Source organism: Bacillus sp. FSL L8-0199, from assembly GCF_038005705.1.
GTDB lineage: Bacteria > Bacillota > Bacilli > Bacillales > Bacillaceae_G > Bacillus_A > Bacillus_A cereus.
On the sequence record NZ_JBBOTS010000001.1, the window covers coordinates 3858008 to 3883236 of the forward strand.

Consider the following 25229-nt stretch of genomic DNA (forward strand, 5'->3'; position numbering starts at 1 on the left):
CTACATTAACATTGTTGGATTAAAATCAATTGAGATTTGTAGCTCTTTTTGCATTTCTGCTTGATAATGTTCATTTACCATTTTGAGCACGTTCTTTAAGTTTGGTTCCCGTTTGTATTTTATCATGCATTGATAACGATATCTATCTTTTATCCTTGGAATCGCTGAAGCAACTGGTCCTAGCACCATTGTTTGCTGTGAGCAATGCGTTCGTAAATACGAGGCAATTTTTTCCGTCACTTGTACCGCTTTTAATAATTCAGGATGAGATACAGTTACGAGTACAACATAGTAATATGGGGGATATTGTCTTGTTCGTCTCATTTGCATTTCTTGGTCAAAAAACACATCATATTGTTGGTTCTTCGCTAACTCTATACTGTAATGTTCTGGCGTATACGTTTGAATCACAACTTCCCCTGGCAATTCATGTCTACCTGCTCGTCCACTTACTTGCGTCAATAGCTGATATGTCTTTTCACTCGCCCGAAAATCAGGTAAGTGAAGCATCGTATCTGCAGTTAAAACCCCAACGAGCGTTACTTTCGGAAAATCTAATCCTTTAGCAATCATTTGTGTTCCGAGTAATATATCTGCTTTTTCTTCCCCGAACGCCTTTAATAATTTTTCATGCATTCCTTTTCGACTTGTCGTATCTACATCCATTCGAATGACTCGTGCCTCTGGAAATAGTTTTGTAATTTCTTCTTCTACCTTTTGTGTACCTGTACCAAAGAAACGAATGTATGTACTTTGACAAGCTGGACACTCAGTTGGCATATTCTCTTCGTAACTACAATAATGACATTTTAAACGATGATTCATTTTATGATATGTCAATGAAATATCACAATGCGGACATTGAACAACATACCCACAATCACGGCACATAACAAATGTAGAATGACCTCTTCTATTTAAAAAGAGTACCATTTGTTCTTTCTTTTCTAATCGATCTGCTATTTTTTCATGCAGCGCCTTAGAAAACATTGATCGATTCCCGTCACGAAGTTCTTCTCGCATGTCAACAATCTCTACCGTTGGTAAAGCTTGTTCATTCATACGTTTTTCCATTGTTAATAGTTCATAAACACCTTTTTTCGCCCTTGCAAACGATTCAAGTGTTGGTGTCGCACTACCAAGAACGATAGGACATTTATGATATTGTCCTCTCCAGACAGCTACATCTCTTGCATGATACCTCGGATTATCTTCTTGTTTGTAACTTGATTCATGCTCTTCATCAATAATAATAATCCCTAAATTCTCAAAAGGCGCAAAAACAGCTGAACGCGCACCAACTACAACTTTCACTTCTTTTCTTAAAATCTTACGCCACTCGTCATACTTTTCTCCAACAGACAACGCACTATGAAGAACTGCAACTTGTGAGCCAAACCTACCTTTAAAACGATCCACCATTTGGGGCGTTAGTGCAATTTCAGGAACAAGAACGATAGCTTCTTTTCCTTTCTTGAGCACTGCTGCTATAGATTGTAAATATACTTCTGTCTTTCCACTTCCTGTAACACCATATAGTAAAAATGGATTATAAGTTTCATTTGTAATTGATGATAAAATCGGTGTAATAACTTGTTTTTGTTCCTCCGTAAGTGGAAATGGTTTTGTTTGTTCAAAATCATCATCGTCATACGGATTTCGGTATACTTCCACATACTTTTCTGAAATGAATCCCTTTTTAACAAGTGCTTTTATTGGAGCATCTGTTATTTGTAACTCTTCTGTAATTACTTTCAACGGTGCACTTTTATAATTTTCCACAAAATAATAAAGTACATCTTGTTGTTTTTTACTTTTCAGTTCAAATGCCGCTAATTCCAATTTATCTTCTGGCAACTCCGGCTGAACCACTCTTTGCTTCTTCTTTTGTACTTTATCTTTCACTTGATAAACGACTTCAACCGTACCATTTTTAATTTCTTGTTGAATAGCTCGGTATAAATGTGGCTGTTGCTCGATTACTTCAAAATCAATTGCTTCTTTATCCTGAAATAAATATAGTATTTCAGGTGCTATTTCTTCCTGTTTACAAAGTTGTAGACGTTTTTTATACGTTGCTTTTATCGCAGTTGGAAGCATCACTTGAAAAGCTGAAATCATGTAGCATAACGTTTCACTTGTAAGCCAATATCCAAGCTTTAATAATTCATCATTTAAAACCGGTGTTACATCTAATATTTCATGGATTGTCTTTAACTTCTTACTTTCTACATCCACCGAATCTTTAATCCCAATAATAAAACCTTGCAATTTTCTTGGGCCAAACGGAACTACTACACGCATTCCTGTCTGTACAATATCTTCCCATTTTTTAGGGATAATGTAATCAAATGGTCGATCTGTCTGACGGGCAGGTACATCAACAATGACACTTGCAAATTTCATAAACGATCATCTTCTAACATCATTTCAATTTGCTTCAATATTTCACGAGCTACCTCTTTTTTCATTAAAAGTGGCAACTCAATAACTTTTCCATCTTTTCTATACATTGTTACAATATTCGTATCCGTGCCAAATCCAGCTCCTTGCGCTTTTACATCATTCGCGACAATCATATCTGCATTTTTCTCACGTAGTTTTTTCGTTGCATATTCCTCTACATTTGTCGTTTCAGCAGCAAAACCGATAAGTAACTGTTTATCCTTTTTCTGACCTAACGTTTTTAAAATATCCACCGTTCTTTCAAGTTCAATGACAGCATCACCATTTTGCTTTTTCATTTTATTCTCATGAACATATTTCGGACGATAATCTGCAACTGCTGCTGTTTTAATGACAACGTCTACGTTTTGATAATGTTGAAGAACCACTTCTAACATATCTTGTGCAGATTCCACTTGCACTGTCGTTACATGTAACGGTGGATTTAATGCTGTCGGTCCTGAAACGAGTATAACATCAGCGCCTAAATTCGCTGCCACTTCCGCAATCGCATACCCCATTTTTCCAGAAGAAAAATTTGTCATAAAACGAACTGGATCAACCTTTTCACGTGTTGGGCCAGCAGTTATTAATATTCTTTTGCCCTGCAATGGTTTGTGTTCTGAGAAAGCTTCCTCTAACCGTGCGATAATTGCTTCAGGTTCTTCTAGTCGTCCCTTCGCTACATATCCACATGCTAAAAAGCCTTCCCCAGGCTCAATAAATGTATATCCTAGCGTTTTCAATGTCATCATATTTTTTTGAACTATTTTATTTTCATACATATGCACATTCATAGCAGGCGCAATCCATACCGGAGCTGTAGTAGCTAACAAAGTAGTTGTAATCATATCATCTGCAATACCACCAGCTAACTTTCCAATACAATTGGCAGTAGCAGGTACGACAAGTACAACATCCGCCCAATCTGCTACATCAATATGAGCAATAACAGCTGAGTCTTTCTCATCAAATGTATCCGTATATACATCATGGCGAGAAAGCGCTTGGAATGTAAGAGGCGTAACAAACTTCATTGCCGACTCACTCATCATTACTTTTACAATCGCGCCAGATTGTGTCAATTTACTCGTTAACGCAGCTGCTTTAAAAACCGCAATGCCTCCTGTTACACATAGAAGTATCTTTTTCCCTTTTAGCATATGACTCGTCCTCTTTCTTTTTCAAACTTATAATACTGAAATAGAATTCTCAGCTCGTCAGTACCAATATTTCATTCCTTTCGTAAAAAAATAACAACCTACTTGTAAATAGGTTGTTACCGTTACATAGAAAATTATAAAGTCTATGTTTTATTTTGTCGAAGGCAAAGGCTTATTCAGCTACTTTATCTTCACTTGGTACGTAGCTTAATGCTTCTGCATCGATTTCTTCTAATGCTTTACCTACACATTTATGAGAAACAGGTTTTTCTACAACACAGTTATTAGCAAGTTGCATTTCACGCGCGCGTTTTGCAGCTACTGTTACTAATGTGTACTTAGAATCGATTTTTTGTAGTAATGAGTCAATTGATGGATTTAACATAATTATAGACCCTCCGTCATTTCTTTATAATATTTTGCTACCCTTTCGCGGCGGCAATGTTCGCCAACCACAATTGCTTTAATTCTATCACAAGCTAATTCAACTTGATCGTTTTCTACTACATAGTCGTAAGCGTCCATCATCTCGATTTCTTCTTTCGCTACAGTTAAACGATTTTCAATAACATCTTCAGTCTCTGTACCACGTCCGACAATACGGCTTTTTAGTTCAGATAAACTTGGAGGTGCTAAGAAAATAAATACACCTTCTGGGAAAGCTTTCTTAACTTGAATTGCTCCTTGCACTTCAATTTCTAAGAATACATCTTTTCCTTCTTGTAATGTTTTTTCAACATAGTCAATCGGTGTTCCGTAATAATTACCTACGAACTCAGCCCACTCAAGTAATTTTTCATTACGAATCATTTCCTCGAATTCTTCTCTTTCTTTAAAGAAATAATCCACACCATCTACTTCACCTTCACGCGGCTTACGTGTCGTTACTGAAATAGAGTACTGAAAACGTGTATCCTCATGGCTAAACAGCTCTTTACGAACCGTCCCTTTTCCAACCCCAGAAGGCCCTGAAAGAACGATGAGCAATCCTCTTCTACTTCTCATAAATATGTAAAACCTACCCTTCCTCACTTAAATCTTCTTTATTATTCAAACGATGTGCAATCGTCTCTGGTTGAATTGGACTTAATACAACATGCCCATCATCCATAACAATAACCGCCCTTGTTTTTCTCCCATACGTAGCATCAAGCAAAGCATTATGTTCGCGTGCTTCTTGTACTGTTCGTTTAATAGGAGCTGACTCCGGACTTACAATAGCAATAATTCGATGAGCAGATACAATATTTCCGTATCCAATATTTAAAAACCGCATGGCCATAGTTTGCGCCTCCTAGTAAGTCTATCCGATTTCTCCACCACGTATAACTTTATATATTTTTTGAAAGCTACTCAATATTTTGTACTTGTTCACGAATTTTTTCAAGGTTATTTTTCATTTCTACAACATATTTTGAAATTGTTAAGTCATTTGCCTTAGAACCAATCGTATTAATTTCTCTATGCATCTCTTGCACGATGAAATCCATTTTCCTTCCAACAGGCTCTTCAATCTGCAATGTTTCACGAAATTGCTCTAAATGACTTTGCAAACGAACTAACTCTTCATGAATATCACAACGCTCTGCAAAGATTGCGACTTCTGTTAGCAATCTTTGTTCATCTAGATCTTGATTATGTAATTCTTTTAAGCGATTTTCTAATCGTTCACGATATTTTTGTGTAACAATTGGTGCATGTGGAATAATTGCATTTACACAATTGCTAATCTCTTGTAAACGATACGCTATATCTTTATGTAATCGTTCTCCTTCGCCATCTCTCATCGTTTTCAACATATGAGCAGCTTGACGAACAGCCTCATATAAACTGTTCTCAAAATGTTCATTTACATTTTCTATTTCTTCAATTGCTGTTACTTCTGGCATTGCCATTAATTGCTGAAGTGTAATAGAATCTTGTAATTGAAATTTCCCTTTTATATCTTCCATCATCGATTGGTACTGCTCAAGAAGTGACCAATTCACACTTAATTTTCTTTCAACAAGTCCTTCACCCGCTATACTAATAGACACTTCAATGCGTCCACGTCGAACTTGCTGTGCAATTATTTTACGAATTTTGTCCTCAAATACCATCATTTGCTTAGGAAGTCGAATACTCATCTCTAAAAAACGGTGGTTCACCGATTTCATTTCTACTGTAATTTGAAAAGTATCACTTTCTACTTTCGATCTTCCAAACCCTGTCATACTAGAAATCATTTTTATCACATCCAAGCCATAAAATAACTCAATGAAAAAGGTAATAGAGACAAGGCTCTACTACCTTCTGTAAATTATATCACATTTTCATAACATTGACTATTTCAAGTTTAATCCCTTCTTATATAATATCGGCTTTTTCTTCTTAGCCTTTTTCCCTGTTAATAAAGAACCTACTAGTAAGAAAGTCGGAATTGATGACAAACCTCCAATTAATAACCAATCTCTTGCTTGTATCGGCATTGTGCTAAAGATTGGTTGTAACGGTGGATAATATATAACCACTAGCATGAGTAGTAACGAAATAATAACCGCCCCTACTAAATACACGTTCCCAAATGGATTACGGTGAAAGACAGAATGCTCACTACGACAATCAAATACATGAATAAGCTGAGCAAGTACCAACGTCGCGAACGCTACAGTTTGTGCATATTTCAGTTCATTTGGATGTTGGTTATACGCAATAATAAACGCCACTAACGTCACTGCCCCAATTAAAAACCCTCGACTTATTATTTTCCACGCAAGCCCTCTAGCGAATACCCCTTCTTTCGGGTGACGCGGTGTTCTCTTCATCACATCTCCTTCAGCCTTATCCAAACCTAATGCCATCGCTGGTAAACCATCAGTAACTAAGTTCACCCATAAAATTTGAATAGGAACCATCGGCAGTGGTAATGCAAGTAACATCGCAAATAACATAACTAAAATTTCTCCAACATTTGACGCCAATAAGTAGCGAATGAACTTACGTATGTTCTCATATATATTTCTTCCTTCTTTAATTGCTGATTTAATTGTAGCAAAATTATCGTCTAGTAAAACAAGTGAAGAGGCTTCTTTCGCAACATCTGTCCCTGTAATTCCCATCGCTATCCCAATATCCGCTGTTTTTATCGCTGGAGCATCGTTCACTCCATCACCTGTCATCGCTACTATATGTCCTTGATTTTGCAGTGCCTTAACAATTTTCAATTTATGCTCAGGTGATACACGAGCGAATACATACGTATCTTCTACAACATTTTCTAATTCCTCCACATCCATATTCGCGAGTTCTACTCCTTCAACAACGCGTCCATCTGGTGGTAAAACTCCTAATTGTTCAGCAATCGCCATTGCTGTCACTTTATGATCACCTGTAATCATTACTGTTCGAATACCAGCTTCTTTACACTCTTTTACCGCCTGCGCCACTTCTGGCCTTGGCGGGTCAATCATACCTTGTATTCCAACCAACATAAAATCTTTTTCAACGTCTCTTTCATGTTCAATAGAATCCGTGACTTTTAAAGGTTTAAACGCAACTGCAATTGTTCGAAGCGCTTGACTACCTAAGCTATGAATAGCCGCCTGTACTTCTTTTCTATATAGCTCACTTAACGGCTGCTGCTTATCCCCCCATAAGATTGTTTGACTCAGTTGCAAAAGAACATCCGGTGCTCCTTTCGTAACAATAAACTTTTTCCCCTCTCGATCTCGTACAATAACACTCATCATTTTTCGAGTTGAATCAAAGGGGAATTCACGAATAATTTCAAATTTCCCTTTTAATGCCTCACGTGTTATCCCGGCTTTCATTGCTGCAGCTACAAGCGCTCCCTCTGTCGGATCTCCATCTAATACGTACGCCTTTTTCTTTTGAATAATATTTGCATTGTTACATAGTGAACCAAATGTAAGTAGCTGATAAAGTGATTTTGTCTTAGCTGGATTCACTTCTTTTTCACCTTTCATAAAAGAGCCATTAGGTTCATATCCTTGCCCTGTCACTTTCCACAATTCTCCGCCTGACCACATATGTGTTACCATCATTTTGTTTTGCGTCATTGTTCCCGTTTTATCAGAGCATATAACAGAAGCGCAGCCTAACGTTTCTACGGCCGGTAACTTCCTTACAATTGCTCTCTTTTTTATCATACGCTGTACACCAAGTGATAAAGCTACTGTAACAATTGCTGGCAATCCTTCTGGAATAGCCGCAACAGCTAGCGATACGCCAGCTAAAAACATATGATATACTTCATTCCCTTGATACACACCAGCCAATACAACGAGCGCTGTCAAAATAAGAGCTACAATAATTAATATTTTTCCGAGCTGTTCTAACCTTCTTTGCAGTGGCGTTTCCATTTGCTCTGCATTTTGCAACATATTTGCAATTTGCCCCATCGCTGTATTCATACCAGTTGCTACAACAACTCCTGTACCAGATCCTCGCGTAATCATTGTCCCCATAAAAGCCATATTTTTTTGATCCCCAATTGCAACATCTTGCCCTTGCAATGCTTCTACCTTCTTTTGTACAGGTACGGACTCCCCTGTCAAAGCAGACTCTTCAATATATAAACTTGATGCCTCAACAAGACGCACATCAGCCCCAATACGATCACCACTGGAAAACTTAATAATATCCCCTAAAACAAGTGCTTTAGATGGTGCTTTTACCCACTTTCCATTCCGCATTACAGTAACTTGCGGAGCGGCTAGTTCCTTTAAAGCTTCCAATGATTTTTCAGCTTTTCTTTCTTGAAAAAAGCCGAGAATACCATTGATAATAACAATGGCAACAATAGCAATAGAATCAATGTATTCACCTAAAAACGCAGAAACAATTGTTGCTCCAAACAAAACGAGTACCATGAAATCTTTAAACTGTGCTAAAAATACCATTAGTGCAGAAGGCCTTTTTGCTTCTTCTAATTCATTAGTACCAAATTTCTTTACTCGCCCTTCTGCTTCTTTCTCTGTAAGTCCAACCTTTACATTCGTATTCGTTCTTTCTTCCACTTCATGTGCTCGCATTCCATACCAGTTCATCCTGCTATCGACCTCCTGATTCCAGACATACTCTATTGAAAGCTTATTCAGCCTCGTCCAAAAAAATGCTATAATTAACATTTAGTTAGAAAGGAGTGTTCATTTATGGCATTCGATGGATTATTTACAAGAGCGATTACACATGAAATTGAAAATTCTCTTTACACAGGAAGAATTTCCAAAATATATCAACCTTCAAAATACGAGATTTTATTACATATTCGAGCGAATGGAAAGAACCAAAAACTAATTCTTTCATCTCATCCTACATATGCGCGTATGCACTTAACGAATCAAAACTACGATTCGCCAGCAATACCGCCGATGTTCTGTATGCTTCTTCGCAAACATTTAGAAGGTGGATTTATTGAAAAAATTGAACAAATCGACTTAGAACGCATTATTCAAATTACAGTTCGCAGTCGTAATGAAATCGGAGACGAATCATTAAAAACATTAGTAATTGAAATAATGGGACGACATAGTAACATTATCTTATTAGATACGAAAACAAACGTGATTTTAGATAGCTTAAAACACGTTTCATTAGCCGTAAACCGTCACCGAACTGTATATGCTGGTGCTGAGTACGTCGCGCCACCAGCCCAACATAAAATCAATCCTCTGCAAATTGAAACTGCAGATGATTTTATTAGACCGCTAGACTTTCTATCTGGAAATATGGATAAACAACTCGTCGGTGCTTTCATGGGAATATCCCCATTATTTGCAAAAGAAGTAGTAAAGAAAGCCGGTATGGTAAACGAGAAAGCATTATCAGAAGCATTTTTCTCTATACAAACACCATTACTATCTCATGCATATACACCTACAATGATTACTGCAAAGGGAAAAGAATTCTTTTATCTTTTCCCTCTTACACACTTGCAAGGAGAAGAAAAAACATTCTCATCAGTGAGCGAATTGTTAGATCGTTTCTTCTTTGGCAAAGCAGAACGTGATCGTGTAAAACAACAAGCTCATGATTTAGAACGCTTTATGCAAAACGAAAAAAATAAAAACGAGAAAAAACTCATTAAACTCGAAAAAACACTGCAAGATGCTGGAAAAGCAGATAAATATCAACTATTTGGAGAGCTACTTACAGCCAATATGTACGCTTTAAAAAAGGGCGATAAAGATATTGAGGTCGTTAATTATTACGATGAGAATGGTGGAACTGTAAAAATTACATTAGATCCTTTAAAAACACCATCTGAAAATGCACAACGCTATTTCCAAAAGTATCAAAAAGCAAAAAATTCAGTTGTTGTTGTAGAAGAACAAATCGAAAAAACAAATGAAGAAATTCTTTATTTTGATAGCTTACTTCAACAAATGGAAGCTGCTTCTTCAAAAGATATTGAAGAAATTCGTGAGGAATTAGCTGAAGAAGGTTATGTGCGCAATCGTAAAACGAAAAACGCAAAGAAAAAGCCTACTAAACCAGTATTAGATAAATATGTAGCAAGTGATGGCACAGAGATTTTCGTTGGTAAAAACAATAAACAAAATGATTATTTAACAACGAAGTTTGCCCGCCGTGATGAAATTTGGTTACATACGAAAGACATACCTGGCTCTCACGTTGTCATTCGTTCTTTAGAGCCTGCTGAAGAAACTTTACTAGAAGCTGCCAAAATTGCTGCCTATTACAGTAAAGCGAAAGAGTCTAGCTCTGTACCTGTTGATTTCACCAAAATACGCCATGTCAAAAAACCGAGTGGTGCAAAACTTGGTTTTGTTACGTACGACAATCAGCAAACCGTATATGTAACACCAGATGTTGATATTGTAATGAAATTAAAAGCGTAAATAAAAAAATGCGTTGCTTATAAGCAACGCATTTTTTTATATTCGTTCACACTAATTCATATACCCATTTACTAATTCATAACACCTTGCTTTTGTCATCTTATATTTCTCTTCTGAGGCTTCGATACGCCTCATCGTTCCGTTATTTGTATCAGTACCAATTGCTTTAACTTTACTTTCTTTTTCTTTAACCCACGCAATTTGTTTCGTTTTTAACGACTGGAACGCATCAGCTGACATCGTACTTTTTAATGTACTGTAAATTTCATTTAGTTTATTATCCCACAGTTCATAATTTCCTTCTATTTCATTTACTATATCATTGGTTGACATAGCATTCGTATGTTTTTCTTGTTTATCTATAGCAGCTAATTCGCTTAAAACATTTGCTCTATCTATCTTTGAAGAAGATTCTTTTTGCGATTGTTTCTCGTCTTTTGAGCCTGTATACGCACTGGAATCCTTTCTCTGTACTTGTTCTGTTTCTTGAATATTTCTTTCTTTCGTTACTTTTTCATACCTATTTTCATCTACATTGTATGAAATAAGAGATGTTTTCGCATTTACAGTAATTAATCCGTTACTATCTTTGAATATATATTTCTTATCGCCACTATTTTCTTCACTTACAAATGACACATTCTTATCGTCTGGCATTTGTAAAATTCTATTTGCTTCTTCTTTTGTAAGTTTTAAATCTTCAGGAAAAACGAATGACCATTTATCCATTAACCATTCCCCTTCTTTATACACCAAATGAAATTCCCATTCTTGGGCCGCATGACCTATTTCATCTTCTAAACTTAATGTATGTACCGTTAAATTTTCTTTATCTTGTGAAGAAGAAAATCTTATTTCAGATTGAAAATAATTTGGGAATGGTAACATATCAGTCTCTCTCGATCTATTAAAGTTATTAAGCAATTCAGGAAGCTGATTCTCTACAAACTTTTCTGAAACTAATCCCTTAACTCCTTTTTTAACTGTCTCTAAATCCCCAGGATTATTTCGGCTCCATCCATTTTCTTTTTCCATCTCACTAAACGCGTTTGCTATTCCATCTACATTCTTTCTTACAATCTTTTTTGCTTCTTTTTCTGTCACTTCTGGCGCTTCATCAAGCTGGTCAATCATTTTATTCACTTGAACTTTGTTTTCACTTGTTTCACACCCCGTTATAACAAGCATACTAGCGGCCAAACAAAATGACATTACTTTACTTAATTTCTTCATACATTCACATTCCTTAACCCAATTTTTTCGTTACATCTCTTTACCTACAAAAAAACGTAACAATCCCTTATTATACCAATTTTTTAATTTATTTATACAAAAAATATAATATTTAAATTAAAAAGATTTTGTTTGCAAGTTTACATTATTGTTTATTCACATAAAAACTTACTGTAAAAATTTTATATATATTTATTTTACATCCGTCTAGTTTTTTTGACACACAGCTACCCTCTTCTCTTTTATTCTAAATAAATATATTGGCACAATTCTTGCTTTATTAATGTAAAAAGGAGGAATTAAAATGAATATAAGAATAACTAACATCCAAAAACAACTACATAATTACGGAATCGACGGGTTACTTATTACAAAGAAAGAAAACCGTCAATACGCAACAAGCTTTACAGGTAGCGCAGGCGTTGTCTTAATTTCTGCGCATAAAGCTATTTTTATTACCGATTTCCGTTACGTAGATCAAGCAAAAACGGAAATAAAAGCAGCAGAAATTATTATGGATAAAGGAAATTTAGAAGAAGAAGTTGCAAATCAAGTATCAAAATTAAACATTCAAAAACTTGGTATAGAAGACAATAATATGACTTTGCAACAATTTAAGAAACTACAAAAATATATACATACAGAAATGGTTCCAGTATGTGAGATCATTGAAAATATTCGCCTTATTAAAGACACATCTGAAATAGAAACAATGAAAATCGCAGCTACGATCGCTGATCAAGCATTTCACCATATTGTTACATTTCTAAAGCCTGGAATAAGCGAGACTGACGTTCGAGATGAATTAGAATTTTTCATGCGAAAAAAAGGGGCTACATCTTCTTCCTTCCAAATCATTGTAGCTTCAGGCGTTCGTTCTTCACTTCCCCATGGAGTTGCATCAAATAAAATAATCGAACGAGGCGATATCGTTACATTAGACTTCGGTGCACTTTACGACGGATATTGTTCCGATATAACACGTACTGTAGCAATCGGGGAACCATCGGAAGAATTCAAAAAAATATACAATGTTGTACGAGAAGCGTTAAAACGTGGGACTGAAGCGATTAAGCCTGGAGAAACTGCGAAAAGTATCGATGATATAACGAGAGATTACATTACTGAGCATGGATATGGTCAATATTTTGGACACTCTACTGGTCATGGTCTTGGGTTAGAAATACATGAACCTCTTCGCTTATCCCAAGAAAGTAAAGCTACTTTAGAAGAAGGTATGGTCGTTACCGTTGAACCTGGTATTTACATACCAAACTGGGGCGGCTGTAGAATTGAAGATGATATCGTTATCACGAAAGACGGATATGAAGTTATTACAAAATCAAATCGGGAACTAATTGTTATTCCTTGTTGAAATCATAGAAAAAAATGCCACCGAATAAGGTGGCATTTCCTTTTATTCATTAACGAATAGCTTTTCGTTTACTATTTTAGTGACTACCACTACCAACATTAAAATGCATATTAAATATAGCATTTTCGCAATAAACAACCACCCTTGAAACATTACAATTCCATCTATTATCTCATTTCCTTTCCATTCCATAACAAAAACGGAATTGTGCTGATTATAATGACAAATTCGATGCTGAAAACCATTTTCTTTTTTCGACTATATGCTTTCCATTCATTCCAGCGATACATAGGAGCAAAAATCAATACTCCTATACATAATATAACTGGTACCCATTCACTGTTAAGAAATTGTCCTGAAATAACTGATAATAGTAAACAAACTAGCACACCATAATATCCTATTTTTTCTCTCATTCGTACTTCCCCATTCCCCTTCTCCTCAAATCCCATTTTTAGGATTAATTGTATTGTATCATCCATTTTTTATTCTTATCATTACAGTACATGAAATTTCACTTTTTTCTTTTTCCTATACTCACATACTTTCACTGCTTTCATACAATAAACTACACGAATGCCTAAAGGATGTGAATGTTATGGGAGTTGAATTAACGCTATTACACGCTCTCTACATTATTTGTTTACTCACTATTATTACCTTTTTTATTCTCCGAAAAGATACGACTATCATTTGTATCGTTTTTATCTTTTTATTAGCATTAACTGCAACAAGTTCTATCCCTCTTGCCATTAGTGGGATTTTTCAAAGTTTCATTTACGCCATTACTGAGCTATTACCAACTATATTAATCATCTCCATTATCGTATCAATGAGCAATTTACTCGTTCATACTGGCATAAATGATACGATGATTTCACCATTTACAAAAATGATTCGTACACCTACACTCGCCTACTGGATTATCGGCCTTTTAATGATGACCATTTCTTTCTTCTTTTGGCCTTCTCCAGCTGTCGCCTTAATGGGAGCTATTTTATTACCGGTTGCTGTACGTGTCGGCCTTCCTCCAATTGGGGTTGCAATTGCTATGAACTTATTTGGACACGGCATTGCCTTATCTGGTGACTTCGTTATTCAAGGTGCATCGAAATTAACTGCAGACGCGGCTGGTCTCCCTGTTTCCAGCGTCGTATCTGCAAGTATTCCACTCGTTATCGTTATGGGCATTGTAACAACTTCCGTCGCTTTTTTCTTCTTACGAAGAGAATTTCATACAGGCTTATCTATACAAGAATCTATTCCATCAACTGAGTCTTCTAAAACGCTCACTTCATTATCTCCTCGCACAAAGAAATGGCTCGCTATATGTATCCCTATCGTATATATCATTGATATCCTTTGCATGATTCAATTTAAACTACAAGGAAGCGACGCAACTGCACTTATCGGCGGAACAACTGTTATTATGATTATCATCATTTCACTCATCGCCTACAAAGGAACTGGGCTGACTAAAACGACCGATTATTTTATAGAAGGGCTCCAATTTGGATTTAAAATTTTCGGCCCAGTTATTCCAATTGCTGCACTCTTTTATTTAGGAGATAGCGGCTTTGTAAAAATTATCGGAGACTATTTACCGAAAGGTTCACATGGAATCATTAACGACTTAGGGATTGCCTTATCTCAAACGGTTCCTTTAAACCAATATGTATCGGCGGGAACATTAACTATCGTTGGTGTCATAACAGGCTTAGATGGATCTGGTTTTTCCGGTATATCGCTTGCTGGTTCCATTGCAAACCTTTTCGGAACAGCTTTAGGTCATGGAACAGCTACATTAACAGCACTCGGACAAATTGCGGCTATATGGACCGGGGGCGGGACGTTAATTCCTTGGGCACTTATTCCTGCTGCTGCGATTTGTAAAGTCGATCCATTTGAACTTGCACGCCGAAACTTTTTACCGGTTGTTATCGGTTTAATTGTCACCACGATCGTTGCGATGTTTATCCTATAACGTAAGCAAGTGTTCTCTTGCTTACGTTTTTTGCTTGTAAAATTCATCATGAATTATCAGTTTTCAAGAGGGATTCGTTATTACTTAGCGAAATTATATTAGGAGAGTAATTATTTCAAAACGTTTACGAGAAACAGATTACTGCAATTAGAAAAGGGGACATACCTATGAATGAATTGATTTTCGTCTTATTAATTTGTCCATTACTTATCTTTATCGTTTCTGTTATTGGAACGCGCAAGACGAAAACGTATTACGTAATGCCGATTGTAACGTTTGCTAGTTTTTTAATAATAGGTGTTATCGCCTTTACTCCAAAATTTTTCTTTTGGGTTGGCATGTACAGCATCTTCTCATTTATTGTTTCTTATATGACTTTATTGTTTGTAAGAGGATATGAGCTTGCAGAAAGCGCTAAGTAATTAAGGAGATTGTAATATGATTTTCTTTGATATTGATGGAACTTTACTTGAAGTTTTAACAATGATATAAAAGACGACCGCGTTCCCCCGCGGTCGTCTTTTTTCGTGTTACGCTGTGATCCAAGCTTCGTTAGCTGGATTTTTACGCCACTCTTGTAATTTCTTCGTTTCAGCTTGTCCAATCATACCTTTTTCTGCTGCAACTTCAGTTAATGCACTGTAATCACTTAAAGAATATGATGCTACGTTCGCTGCTTCTAACTTTTCTTTTCCTGCTTCTAGCTCGTATGTGAAGATTGATACGATCCCTAATACTTCACAGCCAGCTTCGCGAAGTGCTTCTACACATGTAATTGCACTACCGCCAGTTGAAATTAGGTCCTCTACTACTACTACTTTTTGACCTTTTTCAGCTTTTCCTTCGATTTGGTTCCCTTTACCGTGACCTTTTGCTTTACTACGTACGTAGCACATTGGTAAATCCATACGATCGCTTACCCATGCAGCGTGCGCAATACCAGCAGTTGCTGTTCCTGCAATAACTTCTACAGTTGGGAAGTGCTCTTTAATTAACTCTTCTAATCCAGCTGCAATCGCTTGACGTACTTTTGGATAAGATAAAGTTAAACGGTTATCACAATAAATTGGTGATTTCATACCTGAAGACCATGTGAATGGATCGTTCGGTTGTAAAAATACTGCTCCAATTTCTAATAAATGCGATGCGATTTCTTTTTTCATACTGTTACACCTTCCCACTGTTGTTTTACTGTTTTATACGCTTCAAGCGGATTTTCTGCTTTTGTAATACTACGTCCAACTACGATGTAGCTTGAGCCAAGTTCCCTCGCACGTTTCGGTGTTGCTACGCGCACCTGGTCATTTACATCATCGCTTGCAAGACGAATCCCCGGTGTTACTGTTACAAATTCATTTCCGCATACTTCACGTAATTTTGGAACTTCAAGTGTTGAACAAACAACGCCATCAAGTCCACTTTCTTTCGTTAGTTTTGCATAATGAGCAACCGCTTCTTCTAACGTTTTCTCAATGCCGATCTCTTTTTTCATCATAGCTTCCGAAGTGCTTGTTAGTTGTGTAACTGCAATACAAATCGGTCTCTCTTTTCCTTCTTGCTTACCTTCCTCTAATCCCTCAATCGCAGCTTTCATCATACTGCTTCCCCCAGCAGCATGAACATTTACCATATCAACATCTAGACTAGCTAGGCTACGCATAGCGCTTTTTACTGTATTCGGAATATCATGAAGTTTTAAATCTAGAAAAATCTTATGTCCTTTTTCTTTTAAGTACGTAATAATCGCAGGGCCTTCTTTGTAAAATAACTCCATACCAACTTTGACAAATAACTTTTCCCCTTCAAAGTGGCGCAAGAATTGTTCTACATCTTGTTTCCCTGGAAAATCTAATGCAACGATTAACGACTGTGACATGTTTGCTTCCAGCTCCTTCCTTGACATTCCGAAATGTGATCAAATCCTAATTCATCTAGTAATGCTGGTAACTCTTCAATAATTGTCGGACATACGAACGGATCAATAAAGTTCGCTGTACCTACTGCAACTGCGCTTGCGCCAGCGTAGAAGAATTCAATTACATCTTCCGCTGTCTCAATACCACCCATTCCGATAATCGGAATGTTTACCGCTTGGCTTACTTCATGTACCATACGAATTGCTACTGGCTTAATCGCAGGACCTGATAATCCACCTGTACGGTTTGCTAAAATTGGTTTAGCTGTTTTTAAATCTAGACGCATACCAAGCAATGTATTAATCATCGTTAAACCATCTGCACCTGCATTTTCAATCGCTTTTGCAATTTCCACAATGTTTGCCACGTTCGGTGACAACTTCACGTATACAGGTACTTCAGAAACCTCTTTTACTCGCTTCGTTAAATCAGCAGCAATTTCAGGATTTGTACCAAAGGCGATACCACCTGTTTTTACGTTCGGACAAGAAATGTTTAATTCTAGTGCATGGACATTAGGCGCTTTAGAAATTTCCTTCGCAACCGCTACGTAATCCTCAGCTTGTGAGCCTGCAACGTTCGCAATAATTGGAAGGTCAAATTGTTCTAACCATGGTAATTCCGAATTCATTACTTTGTCTAATCCCGGGTTTTGAAGTCCGATTGCATTTAGCATGCCGCCTGGTGTTTCAGCAACACGAGGCGTTGGATTTCCATAACGTGGTTGTTCTGTCGTCGCTTTAATCATGATTGATCCTAGTACACTTAAATCGTAAAACTGTGCATATTCACGACCAAACCCAAAGCATCCAGATGCCGGTATAATTGGATTTTTTAACGATAATCCTGGTAATTCAACTTGCAATCTGTTCATAGTACAACCTCCCCGATTGGAAATACTGGTCCGTCGCTACACACCTTCTTGTAAGAATGTCCACTTGGATCTTCTTGTAAGTGGCATACACATGCGAAACAAGCTCCAATACCACAGCCCATACGTTCTTCTAATGAAATATAGGCTTTTTTCTCTTTGTAACGTCCTTCTAATGCACGAAGCATCGCTAACGGACCACATGAATAAAGAATATCAAAGTCAATTCCGTAATTATCAATTACATCTGTGACAAATCCTTTTGTACCGTGTGTACCGTCTACTGTTGCAACGTACGTATCACCAAGTTCTGCAAATTTTTCTTCATAGAAAACTACATCTTTCGTTTGAAAACCTAGGATGTGAATTACGCGTACCCCTTTTGCAACGAGGCGCTGTGATAATTCATAAAGTGGTGGTACACCAATTCCCCCGCCTACTAGTAAAGCTGTTTGACCAGCTTCTGCTTCTTCTACAGGAAAACCATGTCCTAGCGGTCCTAGTACGTCTACCATTTCACCTTGTTTTCTAGTTGCTAATGTTTTTGTCCCTTGTCCTTCTGCACGATATAGCATTGTAAATTCGTTCTTCTCTTGATTTACATTACAAATACTAATCGGGCGGCGCAGAAGGGGCGCAATGCCCTCTGCTACCTTAATGTGTACAAACTGCCCTGGTTCGTTCATTTGCTGTACTAACGTTCCTTGAAGCACTAATTCGTAAATGTTTTTTGCGATTTCTTTTTGGTTAACGACAATCATATTTTGCTTTTGCATCATGCATGTACCACCTCGTGACGCTTTGTTTGCGTAATTTCTTTCATTGAATGAGCTGAGAATGTCATAGATTCTAGTACTCGTAAGATTGCTCTCGTTGTATCAAGTGATGTTAAGCAAGCCACACCATTTTCTACTGATTCACGGCGAATGCGGAAACCATCACGCGCTGGTTGTTTGCCTTTCGTTAGCGTATTGATTACAAACTGTGCTTTTCCTTGACGGATAATATCTAGTAAGTTGTAGTCTTCAGAATCAATTTTGTTTACAACTTGCACTGGAATATTTTGCTCAGCTAACGACTGTGCTGTTCCAGCTGTTGCTAATAAGTTATAACCGATTTCGTGGAAACGTTTTGCAATTTCCATTGCCTCTTCTTTATCTTTATCCGCTACAGTAATGATTACTGATCCGTGCGTTGGGATGTTAATTCCAGAAGCAACTAATCCTTTGTATAATGCTTTTTCAAGCGTTAAGTCTTTACCCATTACTTCCCCTGTTGATTTCATTTCAGGTCCTAATGTTGTATCAACTGAGCGTAGTTTTGCGAATGAGAATACCGGAGCCTTTACATATACTTCTTTCTCTTCTGGGTGATAACCAGTTCCGTATCCTTGCTCTACTAGGTCTTGCCCTAAAATAACTTTCGTTGCAACATTCGCCATCGGTACGCCTGTAATTTTACTTAAGAATGGTACTGTACGGCTCGCACGTGGATTTACTTCGATTACATACACTTCATCTTTGAATACTACAAACTGAATGTTTAGTAATCCAACAATGTTTAAACCTTTTCCAAGTGCAATTGTATGTTCAATAATTTGTTCTTTTAGTTTTGCAGATAAGCTTTGCGGTGGATATACTCCGATTGAGTCACCAGAGTGAACTCCAGCGCGTTCAATATGTTCCATAATACCCGGAATGAATACATTCTCACCATCTGAAATTGCATCTACTTCAATTTCTTTACCAACCATGTAACGATCGATTAATACTGGGTGATCTGCGTGAACTTTAACCGCATTTTTCATGTAGTGCAGCAGTTCTTCTTGACGATATACGATTTCCATCGCGCGTCCACCTAGTACGTAAGATGGTCTTACTAATACTGGGTAACCAATTTTGTCAGCGATTGCTACTGCTTGCTCTACAGTCGTTGCTGTTTTACCAACTGGTTGCGGGATACCAAGTTGTGTTAGCGCTGCTTCAAACTTATCACGATCTTCTGCGCGGTCTAAATCTTCAAGTGATGTTCCTAAGATTTTCACACCGTGAGCTTCTAATTTAGCAGCTAAGTTAATTGCCGTTTGTCCACCGAACTGAACGATAACACCTTCTGGTTTTTCTAAATCGATAATGTGCATTACATCTTCAATCGTTAATGGTTCAAAGTATAATTTGTCAGAAATACTGAAGTCTGTTGAAACTGTTTCTGGGTTGTTATTAACAATGATTGCCTCATATCCAGCTTCTTTAATTGCCCATACTGAGTGAACTGTTGCGTAGTCAAACTCAACACCTTGACCAATGCGGATCGGACCAGATCCTAGAACTACTACACTCTTACGATCTGTTACAATCGATTCATTTTCGTCCGCATATGTGCTGTAGTAATATGGCGTTGCAGATTCAAACTCTGCCGCACAAGTATCTACCATTTTGAATACTGGCATCATATTATTTTCTTTACGCATATCGTAAATTTCGCGCTCCGTTTTGTTCCAAGCTGCTGCAATGTAGTGATCGCTGAAGCCCATTTCTTTTGCAGTTTGTAGTACTTCCATATTTCCTACGTTCGCTTTTACTTCACGTTCCATATTTACGATGTTTTCAACTTTTTGTAAGAAGAAGAAGTCCATTTCACACCATTCATTGATTTCTTCTTTCGTTACACCTTGGCGAATTGCTTCTGCTACAATAAACAGTCGTTCATCATCCGCTTTAATGATACGTTTTTTCATCGTTTCTTTATCAAGTTCTTTTAAGTGCTCTAATTCTAAGTGATAAATGCCAAGCTCTAAAGAACGAACTGCTTTTAGTAATGATTCTTCTAAGTTACGTCCGATTGACATAACTTCACCAGTTGCTTTCATTTGTGTTCCAAGCGTTCTGTTCGCTGATTCAAACTTATCAAACGGCCAACGTGGAATTTTTGAAACAACATAGTCTAACGCTGGCTCGAAACAAGCGTAAGTTTTTTGTGTTACTGGGTTTACGATTTCATCTAACGTTAAGCCGACTGCAATTTTTGCTGCTAATTTCGCAATTGGATATCCAGTTGCTTTAGATGCTAGTGCAGATGAACGACTTACACGTGGATTTACTTCAATTACATAGTATTGGAAGCTATATGGATCAAGCGCAAGCTGAACGTTACATCCGCCTTCAATTCCTAGTGCACGAATAATTCGTAATGAAGTGTTACGTAACATTTGATATTCACGGTCGCTTAGCGTTTGGCTCGGTGCTACTACAATCGAATCACCTGTGTGAACACCAACTGGATCGATGTTTTCCATGTTACATACTACAATCGCGTTATCATTTGAATCACGCATTACTTCATATTCAATTTCCTTACAGCCAGCAATACTTTTCTCTAATAAACATTGTGTTACTGGACTATGTTTTAAACCACTTGTTACGATTTCAATTAGCTCTTCTTCGTTATGGCAAATTCCGCCGCCCGTTCCTCCTAATGTGAACGCTGGTCGAACGATTACTGGATAACCAATTTCGTTTACAAATCCATATGCTTCATCAAGGTTATGAATAATTTCACTTGGTGGTGTTGGTTCATTTAAATCTTGCATTAATGTACGGAATAAATCACGATCTTCCGCTTGCTCGATTGCTGATAATTTTGTTCCTAAAATTTCAACTCCGCACTCGTCAAGTACGCCTGATTTTGCAAGTTCAACAGCCATGTTTAAACCTGTTTGACCACCTAATGTTGGTAGGATTGCATCAGGACGTTCTTTACGAATAATACGGCTTACGAATTCTAATGTTAATGGCTCGATGTATACTTTATCTGCTGTTGCAGTATCCGTCATAATTGTTGCTGGGTTAGAGTTAACAAGGATTACTTTGTAACCTTCCTCTTTAAGAGATTGACAAGCTTGTGTACCAGAGTAGTCAAACTCCGCTGCTTGCCCAATTACAATTGGTCCTGATCCGATTACTAAAATTGTGTTAATGTCTAGGCGTTTTGGCATAACTCTTCCCCTTCTTTCTTGAAGTTTTCAATCATTGTTAAGAAATCTTCGAATAAATCATTTGCATCTTCTGGTCCCGCTGAAGCTTCTGGATGGTATTGTACTGTAAATGCTGGGAACTTCTTATGACGAAGACCTTCTACCGTTCCATCGTTTAAAGCAACATGTGTAATTTCAAGATCTGTATTTTCAACTGATTCTTCTTCTACTGCGTATCCGTGGTTTTGAGATGTAATTGCTACTTTTCCAGTTGCAAGATTTTTTACTGGATGGTTTAAACCACGGTGACCAAATTTCAACTTACTTGTATTTGCACCTGATGCTAGAGCGAACAATTGATGTCCTAGGCAAATTCCGAATAAAGGAACTTTACCGATAATGTCTTTTAACATTTCAATTGCTTCTGGTACATCTTTCGGATCTCCAGGTCCATTACTTAACATAATTCCATCTGGGCTAAGGCGTAAAATTTCTTCTGCTGTTGTGTTGTAAGGAACTACAATTACATCACAGTCACGCTTATTTAATTCTCGTAAAATACCATGTTTCATACCGAAGTCTACTAGTACAACTCGGTGACCACGACCTGGGCTTGGGTATGGATCTTTCGTTGATACGCGTTTTACATGATCTGTAAATACTGTCGCTTTTAATTGACTTACAATGTACTCTACATCTGCATCCATATTACAAAGGCGTCCGCGTAATGTACCGTATTGACGAATTTTTCTCGTTAATTTTCTCGTATCAATCCCTGCTAATCCTGGGATATTTCTTTCGTTCAAGTAATCATTTAACGAAATTTCATTACGGAAGTTTGATGGATGATCACAAATTTCGTTTACGATTAAACCATTTACAGATGGGTGAATGGATTCAAAATCGTCACGGTTAATGCCGTAGTTTCCGATTAATGGGTACGTGAATGTTACGATTTGACCGCAATATGATGGATCAGATAATGTTTCTTGATATCCAGTCATTCCTGTTGTAAATACAACCTCACCTGACTTTTCGATTTCGCCTCCGAAACCTGTTCCAATTAATACTGTTCCATCTTCTAAGATAAGTTGTCTTTTCATACTAATGCACTCTCCTTTTGCCATGCGATCTTACCACCAACGATTGTCATTACCGGCCATCCTTGGCATTTCCAACCTGCGAATGGTGTATTTTTTCCTTTTGATAAGAATGTTGTTGGGTCAATCTCTTCTTCTTGTTCTAAATCAATGATTGTAATATCAGCTGTTCTACCTTCTTTCAGGCGACCTGCTTCTAAGCCGAATGTATCAGCTGGCTTTTCTGTTAAGAATTGAATTAATTGTTCTAATGTAATAATTCCTTTTTTCACAAGGTTTGTGTATAGAAGTGGGAATGCTGTTTCAAAACCAGTAATTCCAAACGGTGCTCTTTCAATTCCTTGTGCTTTCTCTTCCGCTGTATGCGGTGCATGGTCAGTTGCAATCATATCGATCGTTCCATCTAATAAACCTTCAATTAATGCTGCATGGTCTTCTTTTCCACGAAGCGGTGGGTTCATTTTAAAGTTAGGATCAGCTGATGGGATATCATCTTCACATAACACTAGGTGATGCGGTGTTACTTCTGCTGTTACTTTAATTCCAGCGCGTTTCGCATCACGGATTACACGTACCGAACCTTTCGTACTTACATGACATACGTGATAGTGGCAATCTGCTGCTTCAGCAAGCAGTATATCCCTTGCAATATGTACAGATTCACATACTGATGGGATACCGTTTAATCCGTGTTTCTCAGAAAACTTCCCTTCATGTACACAACCTTTATTAATAAGCGTATTCTCTTCACAGTGCGCAACTACTGCCATATCTAATTTTGCTGCACGTTTCATAGCCGCTAACATCATGCTCGCATCTTGTACGCCTACGCCGTCATCTGTGAAAGCAAATGCTCCAAGTTCTTTTAATGTTTCGAAATCTGTCATTTCAGAACCAGCTTGACGTACTGTAATTGCTCCGTATGGTAGTACGTTAACATGAGCTTTTTCTTCAATACGTTTTTGCAAGTCTTCCATATGTTCTCTGCAATCTGGTACCGGACGTGTATTTGGCATTGCGCAAATTGTAGTGAATCCACCTTTTGCCGCTGCTAGTGTACCTGTTTCAATTGTTTCTTTATGTTCACCACCTGGTTCACGAAGATGTACGTGTACATCTACTAATCCAGGTGCGATTAACTTTCCGTTCACATCGATTACTTCAGCATTATCTGCCGTAATATTTTCTGCTACCTTAGCGATTTTACCGTCTTGTACGAGAAGATCCGTTGCTACGATTTTTCCTTCTTCATTCATATAACGACCATTTTTAAACAAGTAATTCATGTTTCATTCCTCCTAATACATTTGGTAAGGCGCGTTTTAGTACAGCCATTCTTACGTAAACTCCATTTTCCATTTGTTTAAATATGCGTGAACGCTCACACTCAACAAGTTCACTTGCAATTTCAACATCACGGTTTACAGGAGCTGGATGCATAATAATGCTTCCTTCTTTCATACGCTTTTCTCTTTCCACTGTTAATCCGTGTTTCTCATGATACTCTTTCATAATGTCTGTTTCATAATGATCATGACGCTCATGTTGTACACGAAGTAACATCATTACATCCACTTCTGGAACAAGTTCATCTAATGGTTTGTATGTTCCAAATGTGTTGTCTTCATCTTTCCACTCTTCTGGACTTGCAAAGTAGATTGTTGCACCTAGTTTCGTTAATGCTTCTGCATTCGAACGCGCTACTCTGCTATGACGAACATCTCCTACTATCGCAATCTTTAATCCTTCAAATCTTCCAAACTCTTGTTTAATTGTAAGGAGATCGAGTAGGCACTGCGTTGGGTGGTTTCCACATCCATCTCCAGCATTTAAGATTGGGATATTCACCTGATCTTTTAGTTCATCGAAGTAGCGATCTTGCTCATGGCGGACGATTACCGCTTTTGTTCCGATTGATTCTAATGTTCTTATCGTATCGTATAAAGTTTCTCCTTTTTGTACGCTAGATGCATCAGCTGAAAAGTTTAAAACATCAAGTCCTAATCTCTTCTCAGCAACCTCAAAGCTAAATCTCGTTCTCGTACTATTCTCAAAGAACAAGTTCGCAACAAAAGTTTGCTCTGTCGTTTTGCTTTCTTTTCCATTCGCAAAATCTTCTGCGTCTTTTAGGATTTCTGAAATTTCTACTTCCGATAATTCACTCATCGTTAACAAATGGCTCATCGTCATCCCTCATCTTTCTAATTTTTATGTTACCACTTTCGTATATTTATAACAACCTTTGTATAAAAATACCCTAGTCATGTGAGACTAGGGTGCAAGAAAGAAGCCACCCTTTTCGGTCT

General features: G+C 37.4%; 20 protein-coding genes and 1 pseudogene. 4 read left to right on the forward strand and 17 right to left on the reverse strand.

The genetic code is table 11. The features are described 5' to 3' along the window. The 7 genes from priA to NST86_RS19690 all read right to left on the reverse strand — a co-directional run bounded on the left by priA (position 1) and on the right by NST86_RS19690 (position 8656). On the reverse strand, positions 1 to 2406 hold the full coding sequence (gene priA, locus NST86_RS19660) for a primosomal protein N' (protein WP_016118548.1): 2406 nt from the start codon (positions 2404 to 2406) through the stop codon (positions 1 to 3). Continuing rightward, the gene (gene coaBC, locus NST86_RS19665) at positions 2403 to 3608 is read right to left on the reverse strand and encodes a bifunctional phosphopantothenoylcysteine decarboxylase/phosphopantothenate--cysteine ligase CoaBC (RefSeq protein WP_061663124.1); all 1206 of its coding nucleotides are present in this window, start codon (positions 3606 to 3608) and stop codon (positions 2403 to 2405) included. The genes priA and coaBC overlap by 4 nt, the downstream gene beginning before the upstream one ends. Positions 3609 to 3780: 172 nt before the next feature. Then, positions 3781 to 3993 carry a DNA-directed RNA polymerase subunit omega gene (gene rpoZ / locus NST86_RS19670; protein ID WP_000933960.1) on the reverse strand — a complete coding sequence of 71 codons (213 nt, stop codon included), beginning with the start codon at positions 3991 to 3993 and terminating at the stop codon, positions 3781 to 3783. 2 nt (positions 3994 to 3995) lie between these two features. Then, positions 3996 to 4613: a guanylate kinase gene (gmk, locus tag NST86_RS19675; RefSeq protein WP_001257741.1), complete on the reverse strand. Its 618-nt coding sequence runs from the start codon at positions 4611 to 4613 to the stop codon at positions 3996 to 3998. A 13-nt stretch (positions 4614 to 4626) separates the two neighbouring features. Then, positions 4627 to 4890, reverse strand: a complete 264-nt coding sequence (gene remA, locus NST86_RS19680) for an extracellular matrix/biofilm regulator RemA (RefSeq protein ID WP_001251456.1) — start codon at positions 4888 to 4890, stop codon at positions 4627 to 4629. Positions 4891 to 4957: 67 nt separating this feature from the next. Next, positions 4958 to 5833, reverse strand: a complete 876-nt coding sequence (locus tag NST86_RS19685; protein WP_000625869.1) for a YicC/YloC family endoribonuclease — start codon at positions 5831 to 5833, stop codon at positions 4958 to 4960. A 99-nt stretch (positions 5834 to 5932) separates the two neighbouring features. Further along, positions 5933 to 8656: a calcium-translocating P-type ATPase, SERCA-type gene (locus NST86_RS19690; RefSeq protein WP_001104775.1), complete on the reverse strand. Its 2724-nt coding sequence runs from the start codon at positions 8654 to 8656 to the stop codon at positions 5933 to 5935. 105 nt (positions 8657 to 8761) lie between these two features. Between NST86_RS19690 and NST86_RS19695 the strand changes: the two genes are divergently transcribed. Continuing rightward, the gene (locus NST86_RS19695; RefSeq protein WP_061663123.1) at positions 8762 to 10471 is read left to right on the forward strand and encodes an Rqc2 family fibronectin-binding protein; all 1710 of its coding nucleotides are present in this window, start codon (positions 8762 to 8764) and stop codon (positions 10469 to 10471) included. Positions 10472 to 10522: 51 nt separating this feature from the next. Here the strand turns inward: NST86_RS19695 and NST86_RS19700 are convergent, their stop codons facing one another. Next, positions 10523 to 11704 (reverse strand): lysozyme inhibitor LprI family protein, encoded by a 1182-nt coding sequence (locus NST86_RS19700; RefSeq protein WP_000736523.1) that lies wholly within the window; start codon positions 11702 to 11704, stop codon positions 10523 to 10525. A 304-nt stretch (positions 11705 to 12008) separates the two neighbouring features. On the opposite strand from NST86_RS19700, the gene NST86_RS19705 reads away from it, so the two are divergent. Beyond that, entirely contained in the window at positions 12009 to 13079 is a 1071-nt protein-coding gene (locus tag NST86_RS19705) for a M24 family metallopeptidase (RefSeq protein WP_044795365.1), read from the forward strand. Between the two features lie 42 nt (positions 13080 to 13121). On the opposite strand, the pseudogene NST86_RS19710 reads toward NST86_RS19705, so the two are convergent. Continuing rightward, positions 13122 to 13495 (reverse strand): annotated as a pseudogene (locus NST86_RS19710) (YoqO family protein). Between the two features lie 182 nt (positions 13496 to 13677). Between NST86_RS19710 and NST86_RS19715 the strand changes: the two are divergent. Together NST86_RS19715 and NST86_RS19720 are read left to right on the forward strand one after the other, a co-directional pair. After that, entirely contained in the window at positions 13678 to 15063 is a 1386-nt protein-coding gene (locus NST86_RS19715; protein WP_044795367.1) for a membrane protein, read from the forward strand. A gap of 167 nt (positions 15064 to 15230) precedes the next feature. Beyond that, complete coding sequence (locus NST86_RS19720) at positions 15231 to 15485, forward strand: YbeF family protein (RefSeq protein ID WP_001003933.1); 255 nt, start codon at positions 15231 to 15233, stop codon at positions 15483 to 15485. A gap of 108 nt (positions 15486 to 15593) precedes the next feature. Here NST86_RS19720 and pyrE read toward each other — a convergent pair whose 3' ends face one another. Genes pyrE through pyrB form a run of 8 tightly spaced genes read right to left on the reverse strand, consistent with a single transcriptional unit; the run spans position 15594 to position 25107 of the window. Continuing rightward, positions 15594 to 16226 carry an orotate phosphoribosyltransferase gene (gene pyrE / locus NST86_RS19725; RefSeq protein ID WP_000711449.1) on the reverse strand — a complete coding sequence of 211 codons (633 nt, stop codon included), beginning with the start codon at positions 16224 to 16226 and terminating at the stop codon, positions 15594 to 15596. Then, positions 16223 to 16939: an orotidine-5'-phosphate decarboxylase gene (gene pyrF, locus NST86_RS19730; RefSeq protein ID WP_000083505.1), complete on the reverse strand. Its 717-nt coding sequence runs from the start codon at positions 16937 to 16939 to the stop codon at positions 16223 to 16225. The genes pyrE and pyrF overlap by 4 nt, the downstream gene beginning before the upstream one ends. Continuing rightward, positions 16924 to 17853 carry a dihydroorotate oxidase B catalytic subunit gene (gene pyrD, locus NST86_RS19735; RefSeq protein ID WP_001081049.1) on the reverse strand — a complete coding sequence of 310 codons (930 nt, stop codon included), beginning with the start codon at positions 17851 to 17853 and terminating at the stop codon, positions 16924 to 16926. The genes pyrF and pyrD overlap by 16 nt, the downstream gene beginning before the upstream one ends. Continuing rightward, positions 17850 to 18629 (reverse strand): dihydroorotate oxidase B electron transfer subunit, encoded by a 780-nt coding sequence (gene pyrK, locus NST86_RS19740; protein ID WP_000983368.1) that lies wholly within the window; start codon positions 18627 to 18629, stop codon positions 17850 to 17852. Before pyrK ends, pyrD begins: the two co-directional genes overlap by 4 nt. After that, entirely contained in the window at positions 18626 to 21844 is a 3219-nt protein-coding gene (gene carB / locus NST86_RS19745) for a carbamoyl-phosphate synthase large subunit (RefSeq protein WP_001126104.1), read from the reverse strand. Before carB ends, pyrK begins: the two co-directional genes overlap by 4 nt. Continuing rightward, positions 21829 to 22926 carry a carbamoyl phosphate synthase small subunit gene (locus NST86_RS19750; protein ID WP_000828685.1) on the reverse strand — a complete coding sequence of 366 codons (1098 nt, stop codon included), beginning with the start codon at positions 22924 to 22926 and terminating at the stop codon, positions 21829 to 21831. The genes carB and NST86_RS19750 overlap by 16 nt, the downstream gene beginning before the upstream one ends. Continuing rightward, positions 22923 to 24209, reverse strand: a complete 1287-nt coding sequence (pyrC, locus tag NST86_RS19755) for a dihydroorotase (RefSeq protein ID WP_001108366.1) — start codon at positions 24207 to 24209, stop codon at positions 22923 to 22925. The genes NST86_RS19750 and pyrC overlap by 4 nt, the downstream gene beginning before the upstream one ends. After that, complete coding sequence (gene pyrB / locus NST86_RS19760; RefSeq protein ID WP_000018845.1) at positions 24193 to 25107, reverse strand: aspartate carbamoyltransferase; 915 nt, start codon at positions 25105 to 25107, stop codon at positions 24193 to 24195. The genes pyrC and pyrB overlap by 17 nt, the downstream gene beginning before the upstream one ends. Positions 25108 to 25229 lie beyond the last annotated feature (122 nt).

What these genes read in the sequence shown, in the direction of transcription:
- priA (WP_016118548.1), bottom strand. Translation starts at nt 2,406, where the DNA reads ATGAAATTTGCAAGTGTCATTGTTGATGTACCTGCCCGTCAGACAGAT.
- coaBC (WP_061663124.1), bottom strand. Translation starts at nt 3,608, where the DNA reads ATGCTAAAAGGGAAAAAGATACTTCTATGTGTAACAGGAGGCATTGCG.
- rpoZ (WP_000933960.1), bottom strand. Translation starts at nt 3,993, where the DNA reads ATGTTAAATCCATCAATTGACTCATTACTACAAAAAATCGATTCTAAG.
- gmk (WP_001257741.1), bottom strand. Translation starts at nt 4,613, where the DNA reads ATGAGAAGTAGAAGAGGATTGCTCATCGTTCTTTCAGGGCCTTCTGGG.
- remA (WP_001251456.1), bottom strand. Translation starts at nt 4,890, where the DNA reads ATGGCCATGCGGTTTTTAAATATTGGATACGGAAATATTGTATCTGCT.
- NST86_RS19685 (WP_000625869.1), bottom strand. Translation starts at nt 5,833, where the DNA reads ATGATTTCTAGTATGACAGGGTTTGGAAGATCGAAAGTAGAAAGTGAT.
- NST86_RS19690 (WP_001104775.1), bottom strand. Translation starts at nt 8,656, where the DNA reads ATGAACTGGTATGGAATGCGAGCACATGAAGTGGAAGAAAGAACGAAT.
- NST86_RS19695 (WP_061663123.1), top strand. Translation starts at nt 8,762, where the DNA reads ATGGCATTCGATGGATTATTTACAAGAGCGATTACACATGAAATTGAA.
- NST86_RS19700 (WP_000736523.1), bottom strand. Translation starts at nt 11,704, where the DNA reads ATGAAGAAATTAAGTAAAGTAATGTCATTTTGTTTGGCCGCTAGTATG.
- NST86_RS19705 (WP_044795365.1), top strand. Translation starts at nt 12,009, where the DNA reads ATGAATATAAGAATAACTAACATCCAAAAACAACTACATAATTACGGA.
- NST86_RS19715 (WP_044795367.1), top strand. Translation starts at nt 13,678, where the DNA reads ATGGGAGTTGAATTAACGCTATTACACGCTCTCTACATTATTTGTTTA.
- NST86_RS19720 (WP_001003933.1), top strand. Translation starts at nt 15,231, where the DNA reads ATGAATGAATTGATTTTCGTCTTATTAATTTGTCCATTACTTATCTTT.
- pyrE (WP_000711449.1), bottom strand. Translation starts at nt 16,226, where the DNA reads ATGAAAAAAGAAATCGCATCGCATTTATTAGAAATTGGAGCAGTATTT.
- pyrF (WP_000083505.1), bottom strand. Translation starts at nt 16,939, where the DNA reads ATGTCACAGTCGTTAATCGTTGCATTAGATTTTCCAGGGAAACAAGAT.
- pyrD (WP_001081049.1), bottom strand. Translation starts at nt 17,853, where the DNA reads ATGAACAGATTGCAAGTTGAATTACCAGGATTATCGTTAAAAAATCCA.
- pyrK (WP_000983368.1), bottom strand. Translation starts at nt 18,629, where the DNA reads ATGATGCAAAAGCAAAATATGATTGTCGTTAACCAAAAAGAAATCGCA.
- carB (WP_001126104.1), bottom strand. Translation starts at nt 21,844, where the DNA reads ATGCCAAAACGCCTAGACATTAACACAATTTTAGTAATCGGATCAGGA.
- NST86_RS19750 (WP_000828685.1), bottom strand. Translation starts at nt 22,926, where the DNA reads ATGAAAAGACAACTTATCTTAGAAGATGGAACAGTATTAATTGGAACA.
- pyrC (WP_001108366.1), bottom strand. Translation starts at nt 24,209, where the DNA reads ATGAATTACTTGTTTAAAAATGGTCGTTATATGAATGAAGAAGGAAAA.
- pyrB (WP_000018845.1), bottom strand. Translation starts at nt 25,107, where the DNA reads ATGAGCCATTTGTTAACGATGAGTGAATTATCGGAAGTAGAAATTTCA.